This is a genomic window from Trichocoleus sp. AS-A1 (assembly GCF_039962015.1).
Lineage (GTDB): Bacteria > Cyanobacteriota > Cyanobacteriia > Cyanobacteriales > FACHB-T130 > FACHB-T130.
The window spans coordinates 95,892-117,644 of sequence record NZ_JAMPKG010000020.1 but is presented as its reverse complement, the minus strand read 5'-3'; the positions used below and the strand labels follow the sequence as shown (position 1 = coordinate 117,644).

Here is a 21,753-nt window from a genome sequence, read left to right as displayed (position 1 = left end):
CCGCCTAGCGCCAGATACGCGCAGGGGAATAGCAGTAGGCCGGACCAGCCGACAAATACGAAGCGATCGCGCTTGAGCCAGTCGTCAATGGCGTCAAACCACCCTCTTGAACTCGGCGCGCGTCCGACTGCGATAGTCATGACAGCAAATCTCCAAACAGGTTAGTTATAAGTACAGTCATCGCGGTTTCTGCTGGCTCCATCTGTCACTAGATGGGCTACGCAGAAAACAAACTAGGATGTCAATCTAGTTTACGATTCTTTACTGAGTTTAATCTTATTATGTCCAACTTGCACAGTTTTGGGTAAATTTATTTAACTCATTTTAATATTTAGCGGTAGGGGCGACAGATGCGATCGCAGATGTTCATCACTCGCGACAGTTCAGGGGGTGAGTGCGCTTAAAGTCCAGGCTAGTAAAGGATTAGCGAAACTTACCAACGCCAAGATAGAGGCGAAGATGAAATCCTTTCTCCCCTGCTCAACGAATTTTCCCATCGGGCAGCAACTGGCTCGCGTCTGAGATACTAGGGATGTGGAGCCGATATTTAATTGCAATTGCTTAACTCATGTTTACAATCGACCTAATTTTGAAAAATACGCCGATGTCGTTGTCGGTGCAACGGAAGTCAGACGAAGATGCCCAAAGCGTTTACCAAGAAATTCTGAATGCAATCCGCTCTGGCAACGCGCAACTGTTAGAACTCACTTGCGAACGCCAGCCGGAGAAAAAAATCGGCATTCTCAGTAGCGAGATTGTTGCCGTTCAGATATCTCAGAAATCCAGCACAGCATCGGCTGGAAGACCTCCCGGCTTCTTCGCCCTCGCTGAATGAACACGTTTCCTGCTGGTGTCGAAATGGTCAAGCCTGCCATTCAAGTCAAAGACCTTTGCTTCAACTGGCCTAAAGGGGAGAAAGTCTTAGATTCCTGTTCTCTGGAGGTGCCCAAGGGTGAATTCTGGATGCTTTTGGGCACCAACGGCAGTGGAAAATCAACATTGTTGAGATTACTGGCTGGGCTGTTGCGTCCCCAAGCAGGAGAAATTCAGATATTAAACCCAATTGGCTTTGTCTTCCAGAATCCCGATCATCAGTTGGTGATGCCGACAGTCGGGGCTGATGTTGCCTTTGGGCTGGTGGAGGAAAATCTCTCGCCCGCTGAGATACGCGGGCGGGTAGAGCAAGCACTGGCAGCGGTTAATTTACTCGCGCTGGAACGACGCCCCATCTATGCTCTGAGTGGGGGTCAGAAACAGCGAATTGCCATTGCCGGTGCGATCGCCCGCCGATCGGAAGTCTTACTATTAGATGAACCCACCGCCCTGCTCGATCCAGATTCTCAGTTGGATTTAGTCGCGCAAGTGCAAAGCTTGGTGAAAAGCCGGGGTCTGACTGCCCTTTGGGTCACGCATCGATTAGATGAGTTAAATTATGCCGATGGGGCATTCTTACTAGAGCAGGGCTGCGTAGTGGATCGAGGAGAACCCAAACGCTTAAGACAACGCCTCCTGCAAACCCAAGATTCCTCCTTGTAAACAAAAACTATTTTTGGGCAGGTTTTGTTTAGTTCTGCAAAAAGGACGACAGAACTGACTTGACTATATTGTTAAGATAATGAAATAGTTATTTTCACCTAAAAAATCTTGGCTTAAAACAATGCAACGCCCATCCCCGCAGGCTGTTTTGCTCGTTGACGGCTACAACGTCATTGGACTATGGTCTTACCTGCAAAGAACCCGCGATCGCAATGGGCTAGAAGCCGCTCGTCTTGAATTAATTGAGGCTTTGGTCAATTACAGCGCTTTTAAGGGCTTTGAAACTCAAGTTGTATTTGATGCCCAGTATCAAGACACACGCAGTAATTGTGAATCTATCACCCACGAGCTATCAGTCTATTACACAGATTTTGGGCAGACAGCAGATACTTACATCGAAAAAACCTGTGCCTCCTTTCGTTACAATCCCTACAGATCGGCACGGCGCTTGATTGTCGCTACATCAGATCGGGCGCAGCAATTAACAGTAGTGGGGTATGGCGCAGAATGGATGTCAGCGCAACAGCTGGGTTACGACGTAGAATTAACCGCTCGTGCGGTTATACGCAAAAATAGACCCAAGAAACATTCGTCGGGGCGTTTTTTAGCGAATTCCCTGGATGCTAAAGCTCGCGAGCGTCTGGCTGAGTGGCGTTTGAACCAGAAATAACTGAACATTCATTCGGCTCAAAAAAATTTCTCAGAAAACTATAAAAGGGCTTGACAAGTTATATTGGCACTCGCTAATATTAGTAACTGTTGAAAAGATTGAGTGAACGATCCTCAGTAGCTCAGTGGTAGAGCGATCGACTGTTAATCGATTGGTCGCAAGTTCGAATCTTGCCTGGGGAGTTTAATTAATTTAATTGTAAGGATGAAGCATGAAAGAGAAAATTTCAGACTTCATCCTTCGTCATTCAGAATTTCAGAAGTTATGGTCGCTTGACCCAGCCGTAACGTTCCTGAATCATGGTTCGTTTGGTGCTTGCCCGCTACCAGTTCTGGAAGCCCAACAACGCTTCCGAGCGCAACTGGAAAGGGAACCTTTGCGATTTTTTGTGCGCGAATTTGAGCCGCTGCTGGATGCTGCGCGGGATGAGTTAGCTCAGTTCGTGGGTGCTGATCCAGAAGAGTTGGTATTTGTCCCGAATGCAACAACTGGAGTGAATGCGATATTGCGATCGCTTGGCTTAGCCGATCCGAGCGATGCATCGCTTGCTTTCTCCCCAGACGACGAATTACTGACAACAGATCAGGAATACAATGCCTGCCGCAATGCGCTCAATTTCATTGCCAGTCGGACTGGGGCGCGGATAGTGGTGGCGACAGTACCTTTTCCCATCACATCGCCAGAACAAGTCATCGAAGCCGTGATGGAACAGGTTTCACCCAGAACAAAGCTAGCGCTGCTAGATCATGTAACCAGCCAGACAGGGCTAATTTTTCCTATCCAGCAACTCGCTCACCAACTGGCAGAGCGCGGCGTCGATACACTGATAGACGGTGCCCATGCGCCAGGGATGCTGCCGCTGAATCTGCGGGAACTCGGAGCGACTTATTACACTGGCAACTGTCATAAGTGGTTGTGTTCCCCGAAAGGAGCCGCATTTTTATATGTGCGGCGCGACAAGCAATCGGCAATTCGTCCGCTAACGATTAGTCATGGTGCCAACTCGCCCCGAAAAGAGCGATCGCGCTTTCATCTAGAATTCGACTGGATGGGCACCGACGATCCCAGCGCTTATCTGTGTGTCGCAGAGGCAATTCGGTTTTTGGGTTCGCTGTTGCCGGGGGGATGGCGCGAATTGATGGCGCGTAACCGAGCAATGGCTTTGACAGCACGACAACTACTTTGCGAAACGCTACAGGTGTCGCCACCGTGTCCCGATGAGATGATTGGTTCGATGGCAACCGTGCCATTGCCGGATGAAATACCGGACAGCCCAGGAGAAATGCAAATAACGCCGCCACTACAAGATGCGTTGTGCGATCGCTTTGGGATTCAGGTGCCGGTAATTTATTGGCCTGCACCTCCCAAACAGCTGATTCGGATTTCAGCTCAACTTTACAACACTCCGGCGCAGTATGAATATCTAGGTAAAACGCTTGTGGAATTACTGTCTAGCTGACGAAAGACAACTGATGTAAGCCACTAAAACATCCAGAAAACCTTCCTGGAAGATAGAAATTAACCTTACCTTTACAGTTTTTTCTGGATTTCTAAAACCGTGACTAAACTCACGTTTGCATTTTTACAAAAGTAAGATGTACTCTTTTTGTGAAAAAAAAACGAACCAAGCATTTCTACTTGGCTCTAAGAGCAAACACCAAATCACAGAAGTCTATAACCAAGGGAGAAAGACTATCTCAGGAAGGGAGATAATTTTGATAGCAGTTCTAATATTTAATACTTAGGCTCAGAACCGCGCTGTCTTTATACTTATAAAGTTATCAATTGCCAAAACAAACAGAATCAATCTTCGGTGGGAAACTTTCTGAGGTCTTAACTCTCTCTGAAGGAATATAAAGCTTTCTGTTTTGCTGGGACAAACGCCTGTAAGGGCAGAATGCCCAGTTAGACCATTTTTGATTGGAGATTGGAAATGCTTGCGGCTTATAGATAACAAGAGATCGCTTTTCTCTGAACCGATATCTACTGCGAACCTTGCTGAGTCACTCGCGCTAGCTGATTGGCAAAGTAAGTTTCCTGATACTTTAACGACCTTGCCAATTCCAACCCTTGTTCAAACGCTGCTTTTGCTGGCGCTAAGTCCCCGCGTTCTAGATAAATCTGACCGATTTGGTCGTAGGTTTTCATCAAGTTATAGTAATCGTAGGACTGCCGCTCTACCTGCAAAAGAGCTTGATAAACCTGCAAAGCATATTCAGGTTGTTTATAAGTTCGGTAGAGATCTCCTAGTTTTTTCAAAGCTTCGCTGGCAGAAGCAAACTGCTGTAAAGACCACGCTATATTATAGGCTTCTTGGTAGTTTTTACTCGCTTCATCTGGTTGTTTGAGAGCTTCGTAATCGGTAGCGATCGCTATCTTCAACGCTGGTATCTGAGTTAGATCATTAATGGCAAGGTAACTTTCTGCCAGCCGTTGCTTCACTTTGAGAGAATTTTCCGGTTGCTTCGCCTTGTCGTAAATGTAAGTCAGCTGTTGCAGATAAACCACTTGGTTGACCGTATCGCCCTGTTGAGTGGCAAAACTCAGCAATTCCTCATAAGTTGCCGCTGCCTTGGGATAATCAAACCAGTTCAGGTGCAATTGGGCAATGATTTTCAGCATTGCCTCTTCTGTGGCTTTATCTTGGCGCTGCCGTGCATCAGCCAGCAACAGCTGATAATCCTCCAGCGCGGGGGCTGGCAGTCGTATCTGCTGGTAAGCTTGACCCAAAGCTTGCAACAGCTTTATGTCCACTGCCGAGACAGGGGAAGACAAAACAATTTCTTCAGTTTTGCCTCCATTCAAGTTTGTTTGCTGGCGCGGCGTTTTGCCTTTCGGCTCTGGTGTCCTGCCAAAAGCCCGATCCTGAATTGCTTGCAAACGCTTGGTGATGATTTGCAAATCAAGTTTTTGATTATTTTCCCAAGCGATCGCTCCAACTCGTCCTAGCGCTTCTACCTCTTCCACCGTCCCTAGCGATCGCCGCAATCGCAATTCCCGATACCAAATTTCAAACGCTGCCGGTGCATTACCGGCTTTAAGCTGAGCAGCTGCCTGGGCATTTAATTCATCCAGAGCCTGCCTGAGTTGGCTGATTTCTTGAAGAGTCAGAGGACGATCTACCTGCGGCTGCGGCAGCAGCGGATCGGGTGTCGTTATCTCTAAGGGGTTGGGTTTGGGTTTATTATCCGCCGCAGTTGCTGCCCATCCGGCAGAACCAGAACACAGTAGGAACAAAACGGCAGCAATTCCCAGTCCTAAAGCGCTTGAGCGACGTTGCTGCAACCACAGACGAGCAAGCAAATTCTGCATAATATTTTTAGCGCGAGCAGTTTAAATTGTTAATAACAAACTATACAAGCAGACCTGGTTAATATCAGAAGTTGTAGCGTTTCTCACCCAACTGACTGCTACAGTAAAGCGATAGTTTCCGCGCTTGTTGTGAAGTTTAGGAGAAAGCTGGTGAACGGTGGGCAATTTAGACCACGATCTTGGGTGCTGGGGATAGCGATCGCCTTATTGACTTTTGTCACTTCCTGCGGAGTCCAGCCAGGAATGACACAAGATCGAGTTTTTCTGGATCTATCCCTCGACTTTTTGGGGGAATACCAGCTGCCCAAGACGAAATTTAAGGATACACCTGTTTCCGGCTTATCGGGGCTGACCTACGACCGGAAGCAGAACCGTTTTTACGCAATTTCAGATGACCGCAGTAAGTTTGCCCCAGCCCGGTTCTACACTCTCAACATGGTTATCGATGATGCCAGCGATGGCAAAATTGGCATCCAGAAAGTAGAAGTTGAGAACGTTACCTTTCTAACCAAGGAAGATGGCAACACCTATCCCAAGAGTACGGTGGATACGGAAGGGATTGCCGTGTCTCCTCAACAATCCGTATTTATCTCTAGTGAAGGGGTCGCCCGCGATGGCATTCCCCCCTTTATCGGGGAGTTTGACTTAAAAACTGGACGTTTGCGGCAGAACTTACCCATCCCGGAACGCTATCTTCCCGATGTCAGTGGCAATACAACCCAGACTCGTGGCATCCAGAATAACCTGGGGTTTGAAGCCCTGACCCTCAATCCCGTCGGTACTCTCCCAGCAGCCGGGGAACCGTTTCGTCTATTTACTGCCACTGAGTCATCATTGATGCAGGATAGCGAAGCAATTAGTTCAAAGCAGGGAGCAAAATGTCGGATCTTGCACTATTTGCTCAGCGATGGCCCACCGCTGTTGATTGCCGAACATTTATATGCAATGGAACCGCCTCCAAGTGGGGCACTCAAAGATGGCTTGCCGGAATTTTTATCTTTAGATGCAGGGGGGCACTTCCTCACCTTGGAACGTTCTTTGAGCCTGTTAGGTTACAGGGTGAGAATTTATCAGGCAGCAATGGGCGGGGCAACAGATATTTCTAGTGTTCCCAGCCTTAAAGGTGAGCTTACCGGCATTGAGCCAGTGAAGAAAAAGTTGCTGTTGGACTTGGATGAAATAGGCATTCCGTTGGGCAATTTGGAAGGCATGACTTTTGGCCCCCGCTTGCCGGATGGCAGCCAAAGTTTACTTCTAGTCAGTGATGATAATTTCCAAGATAAACAGACGACTCAGTTTCTATTGTTTCGACTCAAAAGTAAGCGTTAAAAACAGTTGACGCTCGCATTTCTCACCCTTCAATTCATCTCGATAATCTTTGCAATCCCATGACTAAGTTGTTTACCTTCAAACATTCGCGTCTCGCTATAGTATCCGGGATCAGCTTGATGACAATGATTGCTACGTCAAGAGCGATCGCGGCTTGGGTGCCCGTAAGCAAAACCCTCGACAACACCCCTATCTATATCGACGATGCGCGAATTGTGCGTCAGGGAAATCTTGTAGAATTCTGGCGACGGAATCTATTTCAAGCTCCGGAAGCAGATGGTGCGATTGGGGTGGACAATTATCATGCAATAGAGTGTAAAAAAGGCTTATTCCGATGGCGTCGCTCTATTCGTTTTGACCAAAGCGGTCGGATTGTCGGGGATATCGACGTAGGTAAAAACGACAAGCTGCTAGAAGCAAAAATTCAATCGGGAAGTATCATCGGGGATTTCTATCAAGCAGTGTGCCCAGCCCAGATAGAGGAACCTAAAAAAAAATAACAAAAAGGGGATTTTTTCTTCAGCTTAAACCTATTTGAATGCGATAAGAAAAACTTCACACTTAGCCACTCGACCTTCACGGAGAGGGGAGCAAGAAAATCTTGTGTGTATCTCCTGTGCATCTACCTAAAACGGGTAGCGCGTTCAGTTTTTTAACTTGATTTTGCATTTTTAATAACTTTCGCCAACAAAAATGCTTGAAAAATTATCTGGCAACGGTTCCCTCGCCTGAATCCACGGGGTAGGGACTCCTTTTTGGCGTGCGGAAAGGGCAACAATCCCGCCTACAATGGCGCAGTTTGTGTCCATGTCGCCTAAACCGCTAATTGTCGCCCAGAAAGCTTCCTGGTAGTCTTCCAGATGATGGGCAGCACACCACAGGGCAAAAGGCACCGTATCTTGAGCTGAAATTTTGTAGCCGGAACCCAGTTGTTGCGCTACCACAGGTGGAGAGCGATCGCTCGGAATATCTATCGCTTGCCGAATGCCTCTACGTGTCTCGCTTTCCGGGATATTTTCGACAACATATTGGAGAAATTGCTCTCCAGACATCAATTCACCTTCACCCACCCTGTAAGCGATCGCAGCCGCAACTGCAACAGCGATCGCTCCAGCAATTCCCTCTGGATGAGCGTGTGTTGGTTGCGCTGAGAGTATCGCGTTTTCTCTCACTGCGTCTAGATCGTGAGCAAAATAAGCGCCTAACGGTGCTACCCGCATCGCTGCACCATTGCCATAAGAACCAGTACCCCCGAACATCTCCGAAGCTGCCGTGCGCCAGTCTGCGCCCCATTGCAGCCTTGTTAACAGCTGCTGCGCCCCTGCACCGTAGCCGCGAGAAGGGTTGAAGCGTTCGGCAAACGCTGCGGCAAGAGCATCGGGATCTATCCTCCCATAACGCCACAGTGTCTCCACGATAGACAGTGCCATCTCGGTATCGTCACTGTAGCACCAGCGTCTGGGAGGAACTTGACGCTGTTGGATTCTTTCGTTCAGTTCCTCTACCAACCCAAAAAACCTTTCACCCAAGGCATCTCCGACAGAAAGCCCCGTCAAAGACAACTGCATTCGTTCTAATGGCTTCATCGTTTCAAGAAACTTTAGGAGGAGCGATCGCGCATCTTAAAATAAGGGGGATCATTTCTCAACAACGGCATTTTAATAAACAATGACGCATTCTACTGATATTGCTACCTTAGCTCGCTGGATGGCAGCAGATTTCAGCAACCAGGCACAAGCATTTGAAAATCCTCCCATCTTTGCCCATATCCGCGTCTGTATGCGTCCCCTACCGCTAGAACTGTTGTCTGGCGTGAGTTTCCTGGTGGAACAAGCGTATGACTATATGATTAATGACCCATATCGGCTGCGGGTTTTAAAGTTAATTACGAATGGCGATCGCATCGAAATTGAAAACTACACAGTTAAGAATGAAGAACAATTTTATGGTGCCTCCCGCGACCCCAAGCGCCTGCATAACCTCAAAGCAGACCAACTGGAAAAATTACCAGGCTGTAACATGATCGTCGAATGGACAGGCCACAGCTTCAAAGGTTACGTCGAACCCGGTAAAGGTTGTATGGTGGTTCGCAAAGGTCAAAACACCTATCTCGACAGCACCTTTGAGATTGACGAAAACAGGTTTATCAGTCTCGATCGGGGACGCGATCCCGAAACCGATGAGCATATTTGGGGATCGGTCGGGGGTCCTTTCGAGTTCGTCCGTTGGGGAAGTTTTGCCGAGGAAGTGAAGGTGTAAAGGGTTCAAAGCTAAAGGTTGAAGGTTCCTTGTCGCTAGGAACCTTCAACTTTCAATCTGGAGGTCTTGGAGACACTTTCACATCTGATTGCTAGGTCGCCCTGATTGCTGGGTCGCCGCCACTGGGACAACAACGCTTTCCTCCCAAAGAGTGATGACGAAGGAGGGAAGAAATACGAGAAAGAATCAAACGACTACAAGCTCGATGGGGTGTACCGGCGATCGCTCAGAAGGAATTCACTTCGATGGTCTAGAAGGTACCATTACCTGGTAAATTTACCGAGTGTTGGCAAGCAAGATTAATTGAACCCGTATGAAAGTCTTGGTTATTGGCGGTGATGGCTACTGCGGTTGGGCAACCGCGCTTTATCTTTCCAGTCGAGGATACGAAGTCGGCATTCTAGACAGCCTGGTGCGGCGTCACTGGGATATGCAACTAGGCGCAGATACCCTAACCCCTATTGCACCCATTCAACAACGCCTTCAGCGTTGGAAGGACCTCACCGGCAAATCCATAGACCTATTTATTGGGGATATCACTAACTACGAGTTCCTCCAGTCAGCGCTGCACCAGTTTGAACCACAGACAATCGTTCACTTTGGGGAACAGCGTTCGGCACCCTTCTCGATGATTGACCGAGAACACGCTGTCGTCACCCAGGTGAACAACGTGGTGGGGACGCTGAATCTGCTGTATGCGATCAAAGAAGATTTCCCCGACTGTCACCTCGTCAAATTAGGGACGATGGGCGAGTACGGGACACCTAACATTGATATTGAAGAAGGCTACATCACCATCGAACACAACGGGCGTAAGGATACTTTGCCCTATCCGAAGCAGCCCGGATCGATGTATCACCTCAGCAAAGTTCATGATAGCCACAATATCCACTTTGCTTGCCGGATTTGGGGGCTACGCGCCACCGACTTGAATCAGGGCGTCGTGTACGGCGTCTTGACAGAAGAGACGGGCATGGATGAGCTGTTAATTAACCGCCTGGACTACGATGGAGTCTTTGGGACGGCACTCAACCGCTTTTGTATCCAAGCAGCAATTGGGCATCCCCTGACGGTGTACGGGAAAGGCGGTCAGACGAGAGGCTTTTTGGATATTCGGGATACGGTGCGATGTATGGAACTCGCGATCGCGAACCCCGCCCAACCCGGCGAATTCCGCGTCTTCAACCAATTCACCGAACTATTTAGCATCGGTGACTTAGCCGCAATGGTGAAAAAAGCCGGGAATTCCTTGGGACTGAATGTTGATATCCACAACCTCGACAATCCCAGAGTCGAGAAAGAAGAACACTACTTCAACGCCAAAAACACCAATTTGCTCGATCTCGGCTTACAACCTCACTACCTATCCGACGCCCTACTCGACTCGTTGCTCAACTTTGCCGTCAAGTACCAGCACCGCGTCGATAAAAATCAGATCATGCCCAAAGTTTCTTGGCACCGTCAGTAATCAGGATTGAGGACTGAGGACTGTTAGCGAAGCGGTGCGAAGCACGGACTGAGTGAAAAGAAAGATAGAGGAGAGAGTGGCAACTGGCAAGCAATTTGTTGGGTTGAATTGTTGCATTGAAAAGACAGATAAACTTTAATAACTCCTCAGACTTGACCGTTCATTGAGTCCTTAGCCCTCAGTCGCGATCGCTCTTAAATCTATCACTCAGCCCTCAGTCCTCATCCCTCAGCACTGAATTATGCGAATTGCTCTTTTTACCGAAACCTTTTTGCCCAAGGTTGACGGCATTGTGACGCGCCTGCGCCACACCGTTGAACATTTACAGCGCAGCGGCAACGAAGTGCTGATTTTTTCCCCAGATGGGGGGTTAACCGAATATAAAGGAGCCAGGATCTACGGAGTCTCTGGCTTCCCGTTGCCTTGGTATCCAGAGTTGAAAATGGCTTTTCCCCGCCCCTCCATTGGTTATCAACTAGAGAAGTTTCAACCGGATATCATTCATGTTGTCAACCCAGCTATTTTGGGACTAGCGGGTCTGTATTACGCCAAAGCGATGCAGATTCCCTTACTAGCGTCTTATCATACCCATTTACCCCAGTATCTCCAGCATTACGGCTTGGGAATGTTAGAAGGTGTGCTGTGGGAATTGCTCAAATCAGCCCATAACCAAGCGCGGCTGAATCTCTGTACTTCTACGGCGATGGTGCAGGAACTTACCAGTCATGGCATCCAGCGAGTGGATTTGTGGCAGCGGGGGGTAGATACAGAATTATTCCAGCCCCACTTATCAAGCCGAGAAATGCGATCGCGTCTTAGCCAAGGACACCCGGAAAGCCCTTTATTACTCTACGTAGGGCGTCTGGGCGCAGAAAAGGAAATTGACCGCATTAAGCCCGTCCTAGCAGCCATTCCCAACGCGCGTCTCGCCTTAGTGGGAGATGGCCCCCATCGACAAGCCTTGCAACAACACTTTGCCGGGACACCCACCCATTTCGTCGGCTATCTGACCGGCGTTGAACTCGCCTCAGCCTTTGCCTCAGCAGACGCCTTTATTTTTCCCTCGCGCACCGAAACTTTAGGATTAGTGCTGTTGGAGGCGATGGCAGCCGGATGTCCCGTTGTCGCCGCGCGTTCCGGAGGGATTCCCGATATCGTTACCGATGGCGTTAACGGTTATTTATTTGACCCAAAAGATGAAGAGGGAGCGATCGCTGCTACCAAGCGCCTTTTGGCCCATCAAGAAGAACGGGAAACCCTACGGCAAAATGCCCGCCTCGAAGCCGAACGCTGGGGTTGGGCTGCCGCCACCCGCCAGTTGCAAAATTACTACGAATCAGCGATTCATTAACAATCAATCATTAGCAGTCAGGGTTCAGCAGTCAGGGTTTCCGAAAAACAACTGATAACTGAACCCTGAAATGCTCCTATTTAATACATATTCCTAAACACTACGGATGAGGATTTCAGGTCTCCGAGGTTAAATTAAGTTAGTGGGTGCTTATTTTTTAAGCGTTAACGATTAGCTCAGTAGGTGGAGACCAAACAAACCCAGATTGAACAACGCTTTTCCCCGTAAAGATGCGAAAATTTGCGTTTTTCGGCTAGTTTTTACAGAATTAATCGCGATTTTAGGCTTTTACGGGTATTTTGACTAAATTGAATCTAAAAAAAAGTGTGAATCGCATACTAATAACAGCTAACAGCTAAAACCACAGCTTGCAAATGCTTCTCCCCATGACACTCTCTAATACCGGCAGCGTTCTGGCTACGTTAACTCAGCTTACGCAACTCAATCGTACTAGCGCCCTGACCTCGCGCGTCAAAGACCTGTCATTCGGCGAATTTATCTGCTTACTCGACTTTATTACCGCTGAGTTCCAGCAGTTTCTGCGGGCGATCGACATGATCAACAACGAAGCGCTGGAAACCATGCTGGAGCAGGTCATGGACGCCTTTACCCTCAAAATGGGTCAGATTCTGCAAGCAGACCTCACCACTATTTTTTTAGTAGACGAAGAAAAAAATCAACTTTGGTCAAAAATTCCCGATACGGAGACTGGGAGAGCCACCAAACAAATCCGGATTCCCATTAATATTGGCGTTGCCGGTCACGTCGCCAGCACCGGCGAATCTTTGAATCTTCCAGACCCTTACTCTCACCCACTCTTTAACAAAGAAGTTGACGAGCGACCGGGCTACCGAACCCGCAGTCTGCTTTGTATGCCGATTTATAGCAGCAAAAACCAGATTGTTGCGGTCGTTCAGCTATTAAATAAAGCTGGGGATGGGCCGTTTACCGAGGAGGATGAGCAGGGATTCCGCGACTTTGCTGCCTCTATCGGCATTATCCTAGAAAGCTGCCAATCGTTTTATATGGCGGCACGCAAGCAGCGGGGGGCAGAGGCACTGTTGCGGGCAACCACCTATCTCGGTCAAAGTCTTGACTTGGAAGCAACTCTGCGCTTTGTGATGGAGCAAGCGCGGGATCTGATGCAGGCGGATCGCAGCACCCTATTTATGCTGAGCAAAGAAACGGGAGAACTCTGGACGAAAGTTGCCAACAAAGATGGCACGGAGATCATCCCGATTCGCATTCCTTCTAACAAAGGAATTGCCGGTTATGTTGCCTCCACTCGTCAGCCGCTAAATATCCCGGATGCTTATAAAGATCCGCGTTTCGATCCCAGCGCCGACCAACGGACGGGTTATTTGACACGCAATATCCTGTGTATGCCGGTATTTAATTCATCAATGGAATTAATCGGCGTTACGCAGTTAATTAACAAGCAACCCGGCAGCTTCACGAGTTCAGATGAAGAGTTTATGCAGGCATTTAATATCCAGGCGGGAATTGCGCTGGAAAATGCCAAACTCTTCGAGAATGTGTTGTTGGAAAAGCAGTATCAAAAAGATATCCTGCAAAGTCTCTCAGATGCAGTCATCTCTACAGACATGCAGGGACGGATTGTCACGATTAACGAAGCTGCACTGGAGTTGTTAGGGTGCCCAATTCGGGAAACCACGGGTAAAAACAACAAGCATCTGTGGGAGCAGAAACTAATCGGTCGTTTCGTTTGGGATGTGGTGCCCATCGAACATCTCCAGTTTCGCCTCCAGGATAGTCTGAAGACGGGTGCCAAGCAATATGTGCCGGAGCAAACCCTGACAGTGGGATTGTATGTAGAGAAGAACCACCAGCCGTCAGTAGCAGCCGTAGGAGCAATGCCAGAATTGTCCGTGCAGGCACAATGCGCCCAGTGTCAGCAGGTAGCAGAAGTTCTCAATTCGGAAGCGACTCACTCGGAGGGAGAACCCACTGGAGTCCATATTCTGGCAATTCGCGATCGCATCAATCCAAACATCTTCATTCCCTGGAATGAATCATGCAGTCCTGGCACTGTCGCCACTCACAGTTGTCATCAGATTTTGAGTGCCGATCAAGTCCAGGAAATTGAACGGAGTATGAATCTCACCGTTAATCCCCTTACCAACCCGGAAGGAGGCGTCAGAGGAGGCTTGGTGGTCTTGGAAGACATCAGCCACGAAAAACGGATGAAATCTACCTTGTATCGCTACATGACGCCTAGAGTGGCAGAGCAAGTCATGGCACTGGGCGATAAAGCGCTGATGATGAGCGAACGCAAGGAGGTGACAATTTTATTTTCTGACATCCGGGGCTACACCACTCTGACGGAAAATTTAGGGGCTTCGGAAGTGGTTTCGCTGCTGAATCAGTATTTTGAAACGATGGTAGAGGCAGTCTTTAACCACGAAGGCACCTTAGATAAATTCATCGGCGATGCCTTGATGGCGGTGTTTGGTGCGCCCCTGCCTTTGGCAGAAAATCATGCTTGGATGGCGGTTCAGTCGGCGTTGGATATGCGCCGCCGGTTGGCAGAGTTTAACCGTCGCCGTTTATTTGGAAACCAGCCGCAAATTCATATTGGCATTGGACTAAGTTCTGGAGAAGTCGTTTCCGGCAACATTGGTTCCCACAAACGGATGGACTACACGGTGATTGGGGATGGGGTGAACTTGAGTTCTCGCCTGGAAAGCGTCACCAAGGAGTACGGCTGCGATATTATCTTGAGCGAGTTTACCTACAACTTGTGCCGCGATCGCATCTTGGTGCGAGAGTTAGACAAAATCCGCGTCAAGGGCAAAAATACCGCCGTTAGTATTTACGAGTTGATCGGCGACCATCGACAGCATCTCGACGACTCCACGAAGAAGTTTCTCGATCTCTATCATCTGGGGCGTACAGCCTACACGGGAAGAAGCTTCCAGAAAGCGATCGCCTACTTTGAGGACGCCTACAGCCTACGACCCACCGATCAGGCAGTCACCGTCCACTTGGAACGGTGTAAGAACTACCTTCGGCAACCGCCTTCAGATGCCTGGGACGGAGTCCACACGATGACCAGCAAATGAGGTTAATCGCTATTCGCGAATTGGTGTAAATTCTCTAGACGCTGCCCTTTTGCACCTCACCTTTCCGGATTATCATCTCCACTCTGGAAAGGGTTCTCACCGATGGCGAGTTGCTTTTTGGTTTTTTTCAACTGCTTCCAGAGACTCTTAATTTGTTCGTAGGCTTCGGAGGATGAAATTTTCCCCCCAGTTTCCAGGTTGCAGATGAAATTCACCCGTTGAGCAAATTCCTGCAAATTTGCGTTAAAAACCAGGTTTTCTGGCTTGACTTGACCGTAGTAACGACTACGAGGATACAGAAAATCAGAGCGGTCTGCCATAGATTACCTCCTTGGGATAAACTACTCAACCTACTGGTGTGAGAAACGAACCTATCGTTAATCCTGTTTTTTGCCCAAGCTGGAAAAGCTAGCAACAGAAACAGGGAGATATTCCGACCGTTGCCCGATCCACCTTGGAGTCGGTAGAACTTTCTTGCGATCGCCCGCTGTTGGAATCAGGCTTTACCGGGTGTTTTGTTCGAGTCTTGACCACTATTGTGATCTTTGCACAAAGGGCTGCGCTTATTTTAATTACAAATTAATCAAAATTTAACCTTATCTTAATCAAAGATTATGCCAGTTACTCGCAGATGCCCAGATGTTGACGCCATTCGGCTCCTAAGGCATTAAAATCTTCTGTGCTGCTGCCGACGATCCATTAATACAAATAACGACTCTCCATGTCCGCCCAATCAACCAACCTTTACGAAGGCAAAGCCAAGATTCTCTATACCACGGACGATCCGGACATTCTGCTGGCTCACTTCAAAGACGACGCTACCGCCTTTAATGCCAAAAAGCGCGGTCAGATTATCGGCAAAGGTGAAATTAACTGCACCATTGCCGCTTATTTGTTCCAGGTTTTGGAAGCATCGGGCATCCCGACCCACTTCATTGACTGTCCGGCACCCAACCAAATGCGCGTCCAAGCGTTAAAGATTCTGCCCCTAGAAGTGGTGGTCAGGAACATTGCTGCGGGAAGTCTGTGTCAACAAACAGGGTTGCCCGTAGGTACTGTCCTGCCCGATCCGCTGGTGGAATTTTATTTTAAAAATGACGATCTCGGAGATCCCTTGTTAACACGCGATCGCTTGTTGTTATTGAAATTAGCGACACCAGAACAGCTTGACCAATTACAAAGTAGCGCCTTGCGGATTAACGAAATCCTCAGAGACTTTTTTCACCAATGCCGGATTACCCTAGTGGATTTCAAGTTGGAGTTTGGCGTTGACCGGCATGGCGAGATACGACTGGGAGACGAAATCAGCCCCGATACCTGCCGTCTTTGGGATGAGTCTGAAGACGATCCCGACCGGCGAGTGCTGGATAAAGATCGGTTCCGTCGGGATTTGGGGCAGGTGGAAGACGCCTACCAGCAAGTTCTAAAAAGAGTTCTTGAACAGGTAAATCGTAAAAAGTAAAAGCAAAAAAAATTCTTTCTTTGACTTTTTGCTTTTTTACTTTTGTCTCTATTTTCAAGGTGTGTGGAAGTGTCGAAAACGAGAAAAAGAATGCGCTTATCTCCCTTTTTATTGACGATTTTGGCTGCCTCATCTGCCTGCTGTGTAGCATTTCCTGCCAGAGGGCAAACGACAAATTCTTCGTCGGATACCTCAGAGAGAACAGCTTGGTATGGCGATTATATTGAGCAGACCCAGGCTGACGCAGGACGCGATCGCCCAGAATCTCAACCAACCAATAACGTAGTCGTCAATGCTGTGAGTGCCCCAGAGACGACACCGCCTGGGAGGGCGCTTAGACCGTCGTCCAGCCTCACGGAGATTGTTACACGCTCCACCACCGCACCCGCCCCAGTTAACGTCCCAGTTAAACCGGAGCGCGTAGAGGTCGCCAGTAGCAGTCGTCGGGAACCGCCACCCGCCAATAACGTGGTGGTTAACACCATGAGCGTTCCAACAACAAAAGAGCCTGTAGGGGCAAAATCCCCCTCATCCGTACTCAGCCAAACTCCCACAACCCAATCTCCATCCTCTCCCACGCCGGAAACAGAGCCAGTGGTTCCGCGCACCGGCGAAGAATCAACACCGCAACAAGAAACGCCGGATACCATTGAATTCGATCTCACGCCAGGGACGACTGGTGAGCCGAATCTTGAGTTGCCAGAGCCACGCGAACAACCTGTACCAACCCCTGAAGGTGGACAACCCGCGACAACGCCTGAAACGGTACAACCTGCGCCTACTGACCAGCCAGAAGCCAGAGTGCTAGTGGGTGAAGTCGTTGTTACTGGCGTAGAAGGGGATCTCGAAAACGAAGTTTATGAGGCAATTCGCACCCGACCCGGACAAACGGCGACCCGGAGCCAGTTACAGGAAGATGTGAATGCCATCTACGCCACAGGTTTTTTCAGCAACGCCAGAGTAGAGCCACAGGATACCCCGCTGGGTGTCCGTGTCGTCTTTGTAGTAGAACCTAACCCAGTTTTACGTCAGGTGGTCGTTGTCCCCGTCCCTGCCGACCAAAATCAGCGGGCACTCCCCCAAAAGGTAATCGATGACGCCTTCGCGCCTCAGTATGGTCGCACCCTCAACATCCGCGAACTGCAAGAAGGCATTAAAAAAATAAACCAGTGGTACAAAGAAAACGGCTATGACTTGGCACAAGTAGTTGCCGCACCCCAGATTGCTGAGGATGGCACGGTACGTCTAGAGGTAGCAGAAGGACTGATTGAGGATATTGAAGTCCGCTTTCTCGACAAAGACGGACAACCCGCAAATGATGAAGGTCAACCCATCCGGGGTCGCACCCGCGATTTCATCATCACGCGAGAAATTGAACTGAATTCTGGAGAAGTCTTTAACCGGACGAAAGCCGAAAGGGATCTGCGCCGAGTCTTTCGCTTAGGTATCTTTGAAGATGTGCGACTCTCATTCAGACCGGGGCAAGATCCGCGCAAAGTAGTGGTGGTCGTGGACGTGATTGAGAAGAACACCGGCTCAGTGGCGGCGGGTGCTGGGATTAGTTCCGCCAGTGGATTATTCGGCACCATTAGCTATCAAGAGCAAAATCTGGGGGGCAATAACCAGAAGCTGGGGGCAGAGTTGCAGGTCGGTCAGCGAGAACTGCTATTTGATGTCAACTTTACAGATCCCTGGATTGCTGGCGATCCTTACCGGACTTCCTACACCGTCAATGGGTTCAGACGCCGATCCATTTCGCTGATTTTTGATGGCGGTGACACAGAGGTGGAATTACCCGATGGAGACAGACCCCGCGTCCTGCGATTGGGGGGTGGCGTCACCTTTACCCGTCCGCTTTCCCGAGATGTTTTTGCAGATCCGGAATGGAGAGCGAGTCTGGGCTTGCAGTATCAACGGGTTTCGATCCGAAATTCCGACGGCGACATTAGCCCGAAGGATGAGCTAGGCAACGACCTGAGCTTTAGTGGGGAAGGGAAAGACGACTTGTTGACCCTGCAATTTGGGGTTGTGCGCGATCGCCGGAACAGCGCCGTAATTCCGACCTCTGGATCTCTACTGCGCCTAGGCGTTGAACAGTCTCTCCCCGTAGGTGTGGGAGGGATTCTGTTTAACCGTCTGCGCGGTAGCTATAGCTACTATCTTCCTGTCAGATATACGAACTTCTCCCCAGGGCCACAAGCGCTCGCCTTCAACGTTCAAGCCGGAACCGTCCTCGGCGATTTACCTCCCTATGAAGCTTTCTCTCTAGGCGGTAGTAACTCGGTGCGGGGTTTTGAGGAAGGAGATGTCGGCAGCGGTCGCAGCTTTATCCAAGCGACCGCAGAGTATCGCTTCCCGATTTTCTCGATTGTGGGTGGTGCTTTGTTTGTCGATGCCGCAACCGATTTCGGGACTGGTAGCACCGTGCCCGGAGATCCGGCTGGGGTGCGGGGTAAGCCCGGAAGCGGCTTTGGTTATGGTCTTGGCGTCCGCGTGCAATCTCCCCTCGGCCCGATTCGTATCGACTATGGTTTTAATAACGAAGGGGACAGCCGCCTCCACTTTGGAATTGGGGAGAGATTCTAAAAATTAAAAATGTAAAATTAAAAATTAAAAATTAGGAGAATTTCTTCAATTTTTAGTTTTTAATTTTTAATTTTTAATTATGAAACAACACACGCTAAAAGGATCTTTTGAACAATCTGGCGTCGGTCTACATAGCGGCGTCCCTACCCATGTCCGAGTGCTACCAGCGGCGGCTGGAGAGGGACGTTACTTTGTCAGAGTTGACCTGGCTGGGGCACCCGTGATTCCAGCGCGGGTGGAAGCAGTCAGTCAGACAACCCTCTCCACCGAACTTGCTAGCAGTGGAGAAGCGCGGGTTCGGACTGTGGAACACCTGCTAGCCGCTTTAGCAGGCAGCGGTGTCGATAACGCTCGAATTGAGATTGATGGCCCGGAAGTGCCCCTGCTGGATGGTTCAGCGCTGATTTGGGCGGAAGCGATCGCGCAAGCGGGCGTGGTCGAGAACGATGAATTAATTCCCGATTCAACTTTTAAGCTGGAAAAACCTGTATGGGTCTATCAAGGCGATGCCTTTGTCGCCGCCCTACCTGCACCGGAGTTGCGCTTTTCCTACGGAATTGACTTCGACTCAGCAGCGATTGGCAACCAGTGGCACAGCTGGACGCCGAGGCAAGAAAATTTTGCAGACGCGATCGCACCCGCCCGCACGTTTGGTCTGGCGCACCAAATTGAGCAGTTACAAGCCGCAGGTTTAATCAAAGGCGGAAGTTTAGAAAATGCCCTGGTTTGCGATTCACAAGAATGGCTTAATCCTCCCTTAAGATTTTCAAATGAGCCAGTGCGTCATAAACTTTTAGATTTAGTAGGAGATTTAAGTTTACTGGGATATTTCCCGCAAGCTCATATCCTCGCCTACAAAGCCAGCCATCACCTGCATATTCAACTCACCCAGCAGTTACTCCAAGAAGTTGCGAGTCGCCCTGAGTGAGCCTGTGTAAAGTGGCTGCGCGATCGCAACTCTAGCCCCTAGCCTCTAATCCCTGTCATACAGCCCATGTCCACACTGATTGAAGTCAATACACCCGATGCTGAGACTGCGACGCCCCAAGCCAAGAATGTCGGGGAAGAAACAGCACAAAACAGCCAGTCTGCTGCCAAAACCATCCTGACGATCGAAGACATTCAAAAATTGCTGCCCCATCGGTATCCTTTTGCATTGGTGGATCGGATTATCGAGTACGTGCCCGGAGAAAGGGCTGTGGGCATCAAAAATGTCACCTTTAATGAACCCCATTTTCAAGGGCATTTCCCCGGTCGTCCGATTATGCCTGGGGTATTAATTGTGGAAGCAATGGCTCAAGTGGGCGGGATTGTATTGACCCAACTCCCAGATATTGAAAGCGGCTTATTTATGTTTGCTGGCATTGATAAAGTCCGCTTCCGTCGCCCCGTAGTACCGGGAGATCAGCTAGTCATGACCGTGGAACTGCTGTGTGTCAAACGGCGTCGTTTTGGAAAGATGCACGCCCGTGCCGAAGTCGATGGTCAATTGGCTACAGAAGGCGAACTGATGTTTTCCATCGTTGACTAAAACAGTCATGAGGACTGAGGAGTGTTTGCTTAGCCCTACTCTATTCGCAGGCTAAAAAACAGGTTTGAGAAAAGAAGTTTGATGGCACATTAGTTGAAGAAGCTGATGGTTAAATTCTGACTCATAACTCCTAACGCTAACTTTATTCCTCATTCCTCAGTTTTGATTTGTGACTTGTCACTTTTGTTTACTCAGTCCGTGCTTCGCTAACAGTCCGCGCGATCGCGCCGAAGAGCGCTAACAGTCCTGTATATGATTCATCCCACCGCGATAATTCACCCTGACGCTCAACTACACCCCAGCGTGCAAGTTGGGCCTTATGCGGTGATTGGAGAACAAGTAAAAATTGGTGCTGAAACCACGATTGGCGCTCATGTTGTAATCGAGGGACCAACGGAAATTGGTGCACAAAATCACATTTTTCCGGGGGCAGCAATTGGCTTAGAACCCCAAGACCTCAAGTATGACGGGGCTAAAACCTGGGTAAAAATTGGTGATGGCAATCGAATTCGAGAGTATGTCACAATTAACCGGGCAACTGGCGAGGGTGAAGCGACGGTAATTGGCAATGGCAACTTGTTGATGGCTTATGTCCACGTTGCTCATAATTGCGCGATCGCAGATAAAGTGATTATTTCCAATGCGGTGTCGCTCGCTGGGCACGTCCAGATTGATTCGCGGGCGGTGATTGGTGGCGTCCTAGGGATTCATCAATTTGTCCACATCGGGCGAGGCGCGATGGTGGGTGGGATGAGTCGCATTGACCGCGATGTGCCTCCTTATCTGCTCGTAGAGGGAAATCCATCGCGGGTACGCAGTCTCAACTTGGTGGGACTCAAACGCGCTGGTTTATCTGCCGCTGAGTTGGGAATTCTCAAAAAAGCTTTTCGGATTCTCTATCGTTCTGGATTACCCCTGAATCAATCCCTAGAACAACTGGATCTGCTCCCAGATAACGAATACTTGCAACACCTGCGCCGGTTCCTGCAACTTTCTCAAGCGTCAGGGCGACGCGGTCCGATTCCAGGGAAAAGAACGAACCACAAGGATGCAGAGTAATTGGGAAAAAAGTTGTAGAGACGCCCTAAACCGCGTCTGAGTTTTGAGTTCAAAGTAATTTGTTTCATTCAAAACTCAACTCAAAACTCAAAACTCGATTACCCATT

19 protein-coding genes, 1 tRNA gene and 1 pseudogene are annotated in these 21,753 nt (G+C 49.2%); 17 read left to right on the top strand and 4 right to left on the bottom strand.

Annotation, left to right across the window (positions count from 1 at the left end; translation table 11 throughout):
- Nucleotides 1–140: pseudogene (locus tag NC994_RS16755) on the bottom strand (photosystem II D2 protein (photosystem q(a) protein)); the annotation flags it as partial.
- Between the two features lie 428 nt (nucleotides 141–568).
- Here NC994_RS16755 and NC994_RS16750 point away from each other — a divergent pair.
- The 5 genes from NC994_RS16750 to NC994_RS16730 all read left to right on the top strand — a co-directional run bounded on the left by NC994_RS16750 (nucleotide 569) and on the right by NC994_RS16730 (nucleotide 3,665).
- Nucleotides 569–835, top strand: coding sequence for a hypothetical protein (locus tag NC994_RS16750; protein WP_190411751.1), 267 nt, complete (start codon nucleotides 569–571; stop codon nucleotides 833–835).
- Between the two features lie 23 nt (nucleotides 836–858).
- Nucleotides 859–1,536, top strand: a complete 678-nt coding sequence (locus tag NC994_RS16745) for an ABC transporter ATP-binding protein (RefSeq protein ID WP_190411754.1) — start codon at nucleotides 859–861, stop codon at nucleotides 1,534–1,536.
- A gap of 121 nt (nucleotides 1,537–1,657) precedes the next feature.
- A complete protein-coding gene (locus NC994_RS16740) occupies nucleotides 1,658–2,206 on the top strand; it encodes an NYN domain-containing protein (protein WP_190411750.1) in 549 nt (182 codons plus the stop codon).
- Nucleotides 2,207–2,316: 110 nt separating this feature from the next.
- Nucleotides 2,317–2,388 (top strand) — tRNA-Asn (locus tag NC994_RS16735).
- A 29-nt stretch (nucleotides 2,389–2,417) separates the two neighbouring features.
- Nucleotides 2,418–3,665 carry an aminotransferase class V-fold PLP-dependent enzyme gene (locus NC994_RS16730; protein WP_190437616.1) on the top strand — a complete coding sequence of 416 codons (1,248 nt, stop codon included), beginning with the start codon at nucleotides 2,418–2,420 and terminating at the stop codon, nucleotides 3,663–3,665.
- Nucleotides 3,666–4,189: 524 nt separating this feature from the next.
- Here the strand turns inward: NC994_RS16730 and NC994_RS16725 are convergent.
- A complete protein-coding gene (locus NC994_RS16725) occupies nucleotides 4,190–5,518 on the bottom strand; it encodes a tetratricopeptide repeat protein (RefSeq protein ID WP_190437613.1) in 1,329 nt (442 codons plus the stop codon).
- 150 nt (nucleotides 5,519–5,668) lie between these two features.
- Between NC994_RS16725 and NC994_RS16720 the strand changes: the two genes are divergently transcribed.
- A complete protein-coding gene (locus NC994_RS16720; RefSeq protein WP_347276533.1) occupies nucleotides 5,669–6,847 on the top strand; it encodes an esterase-like activity of phytase family protein in 1,179 nt (392 codons plus the stop codon).
- A 125-nt stretch (nucleotides 6,848–6,972) separates the two neighbouring features.
- Nucleotides 6,973–7,347: a surface-adhesin E family protein gene (locus tag NC994_RS16715; protein WP_190411747.1), complete on the top strand. Its 375-nt coding sequence runs from the start codon at nucleotides 6,973–6,975 to the stop codon at nucleotides 7,345–7,347.
- Nucleotides 7,348–7,518: 171 nt separating this feature from the next.
- Here NC994_RS16715 and NC994_RS16710 read toward each other — a convergent pair whose 3' ends face one another.
- Nucleotides 7,519–8,433 carry an ADP-ribosylglycohydrolase family protein gene (locus NC994_RS16710; RefSeq protein WP_190437611.1) on the bottom strand — a complete coding sequence of 305 codons (915 nt, stop codon included), beginning with the start codon at nucleotides 8,431–8,433 and terminating at the stop codon, nucleotides 7,519–7,521.
- 82 nt (nucleotides 8,434–8,515) lie between these two features.
- Here NC994_RS16710 and NC994_RS16705 point away from each other — a divergent pair, with 82 nt between their 5' ends.
- From NC994_RS16705 to NC994_RS16685, 5 genes are all read left to right on the top strand, one after another.
- Nucleotides 8,516–9,106, top strand: coding sequence for a chromophore lyase CpcT/CpeT (locus NC994_RS16705; protein WP_190411745.1), 591 nt, complete (start codon nucleotides 8,516–8,518; stop codon nucleotides 9,104–9,106).
- A gap of 88 nt (nucleotides 9,107–9,194) precedes the next feature.
- Nucleotides 9,195–9,380 carry a hypothetical protein gene (locus tag NC994_RS16700; RefSeq protein WP_190437608.1) on the top strand — a complete coding sequence of 62 codons (186 nt, stop codon included), beginning with the start codon at nucleotides 9,195–9,197 and terminating at the stop codon, nucleotides 9,378–9,380.
- Nucleotides 9,381–9,419: 39 nt separating this feature from the next.
- Complete coding sequence (locus NC994_RS16695; protein WP_190427239.1) at nucleotides 9,420–10,574, top strand: NAD-dependent epimerase/dehydratase family protein; 1,155 nt, start codon at nucleotides 9,420–9,422, stop codon at nucleotides 10,572–10,574.
- Nucleotides 10,575–10,815: 241 nt separating this feature from the next.
- A complete protein-coding gene (locus NC994_RS16690) occupies nucleotides 10,816–11,925 on the top strand; it encodes a glycosyltransferase (RefSeq protein ID WP_190437605.1) in 1,110 nt (369 codons plus the stop codon).
- A gap of 386 nt (nucleotides 11,926–12,311) precedes the next feature.
- Nucleotides 12,312–15,008, top strand: a complete 2,697-nt coding sequence (locus NC994_RS16685; RefSeq protein WP_190427233.1) for a GAF domain-containing protein — start codon at nucleotides 12,312–12,314, stop codon at nucleotides 15,006–15,008.
- Between the two features lie 56 nt (nucleotides 15,009–15,064).
- Here the strand turns inward: NC994_RS16685 and NC994_RS16680 are convergent, their stop codons facing one another.
- Nucleotides 15,065–15,328 (bottom strand): hypothetical protein, encoded by a 264-nt coding sequence (locus NC994_RS16680; protein ID WP_190437603.1) that lies wholly within the window; start codon nucleotides 15,326–15,328, stop codon nucleotides 15,065–15,067.
- A 401-nt stretch (nucleotides 15,329–15,729) separates the two neighbouring features.
- Here NC994_RS16680 and purC point away from each other — a divergent pair, with 401 nt between their 5' ends.
- The 5 genes from purC (at nucleotide 15,730) to lpxA (ending at nucleotide 21,646) form a co-directional block, all read left to right on the top strand.
- On the top strand, nucleotides 15,730–16,470 hold the full coding sequence (purC, locus tag NC994_RS16675) for a phosphoribosylaminoimidazolesuccinocarboxamide synthase (RefSeq protein WP_190437600.1): 741 nt from the start codon (nucleotides 15,730–15,732) through the stop codon (nucleotides 16,468–16,470).
- A gap of 90 nt (nucleotides 16,471–16,560) precedes the next feature.
- Nucleotides 16,561–19,056: a BamA/TamA family outer membrane protein gene (locus tag NC994_RS16670; protein WP_190437596.1), complete on the top strand. Its 2,496-nt coding sequence runs from the start codon at nucleotides 16,561–16,563 to the stop codon at nucleotides 19,054–19,056.
- A 79-nt stretch (nucleotides 19,057–19,135) separates the two neighbouring features.
- Entirely contained in the window at nucleotides 19,136–19,984 is an 849-nt protein-coding gene (lpxC, locus tag NC994_RS16665; protein ID WP_190437594.1) for a UDP-3-O-acyl-N-acetylglucosamine deacetylase, read from the top strand.
- Nucleotides 19,985–20,050: 66 nt separating this feature from the next.
- A complete protein-coding gene (gene fabZ / locus NC994_RS16660) occupies nucleotides 20,051–20,587 on the top strand; it encodes a 3-hydroxyacyl-ACP dehydratase FabZ (RefSeq protein WP_190411736.1) in 537 nt (178 codons plus the stop codon).
- Between the two features lie 252 nt (nucleotides 20,588–20,839).
- Nucleotides 20,840–21,646 carry an acyl-ACP--UDP-N-acetylglucosamine O-acyltransferase gene (gene lpxA / locus NC994_RS16655; protein WP_190437589.1) on the top strand — a complete coding sequence of 269 codons (807 nt, stop codon included), beginning with the start codon at nucleotides 20,840–20,842 and terminating at the stop codon, nucleotides 21,644–21,646.
- The last annotated feature ends 107 nt before the right edge of the window (nucleotides 21,647–21,753 follow it).